Below are 1371 nucleotides of genomic sequence, written 5' to 3' on the forward strand. Positions count from 1 at the left end.
CATATTATATGGTTAAGTCCTCGATCTATTAGTATTCGTCAGCTCCACATGTCACCATGCTTCCACCTCGAACCTATCAACCTGATCATCTTTCAGGGATCTTACTAGCTTACGCTATGGGAAATCTCATCTTGAGGGGGGCTTCATGCTTAGATGCTTTCAGCACTTATCCCTTCCGCACATAGCTACCCAGCTATGCCCTTGGCAGAACAACTGGTACACCAGCGGTGCGTCCATCCCGGTCCTCTCGTACTAAGGACAGCTCCTCTCAAATTTCCTACGCCCACGACGGATAGGGACCGAACTGTCTCACGACGTTCTGAACCCAGCTCGCGTACCGCTTTAATGGGCGAACAGCCCAACCCTTGGGACCGACTACAGCCCCAGGATGCGATGAGCCGACATCGAGGTGCCAAACCTCCCCGTCGATGTGGACTCTTGGGGGAGATAAGCCTGTTATCCCCGGGGTAGCTTTTATCCGTTGAGCGATGGCCCTTCCATGCGGAACCACCGGATCACTAAGCCCGACTTTCGTCCCTGCTCGACTTGTAGGTCTCGCAGTCAAGCTCCCTTATGCCTTTGCACTCTACGAATGATTTCCAACCATTCTGAGGGAACCTTTGGGCGCCTCCGTTACACTTTAGGAGGCGACCGCCCCAGTCAAACTGCCCACCTGACACTGTCTCCCGGGTCGATAAGACCCGTAGGTTAGAATTTCAATACAGTCAGGGCGGTATCCCACCAGCGCCTCCACCGAAGCTAGCGCTCCGGTTTCAATGGCTCCCGCCTATCCTGTACAAACTGTACCAAAATTCAATATCAGGCTACAGTAAAGCTCCACGGGGTCTTTCCGTCCTGTCGCGGGTAACCTGCATCTTCACAGGTACTATAATTTCACCGAGTCTCTGGTTGAGACAGTGCCCAAATCGTTACACCTTTCGTGCGGGTCGGAACTTACCCGACAAGGAATTTCGCTACCTTAGGACCGTTATAGTTACGGCCGCCGTTTACTGGGGCTTCAGTTCAGAGCTTCGCTTACGCTAACCCCTCTCCTTAACCTTCCAGCACCGGGCAGGTGTCACCCCCTATACTTCGCCTTACGGCTTCGCAGAGAGCTGTGTTTTTGCTAAACAGTCGCTTGGGCCTATTCACTGCGGCTTTCCGTTAAGAAAGCACCCCTTCTCCCGAAGTTACGGGGTCATTTTGCCGAGTTCCTTAACCAGAGTTCTCTCGCACACCTTAGGATTCTCTCCTCGCCTACCTGTGTCGGTTTGCGGTACAGGCACCTTTTATCTCGCTAGAAGCTTTTCTTGGCAGCGGGGAATCAAAGACTTCGCTCCATAAGGAGCTTCCCCATCACAGCTCAGCCTT

Annotated in this window: 1 rRNA gene (only partly in view); it reads right to left on the reverse strand. The window is 53.0% G+C overall.

From position 1 onward, the window contains the following. Window positions 1-8: 8 nt before the first annotated feature. Window positions 9-1371, reverse strand: a 23S ribosomal RNA gene (locus tag GBN78_RS28595); it runs 1318 nt beyond the window's last position.

This window comes from Bacillus sp. B2-WWTP-C-10-Post-4, assembly GCF_009183805.1.
GTDB lineage: Bacteria > Bacillota > Bacilli > Bacillales > Bacillaceae_G > Bacillus_A > Bacillus_A cereus.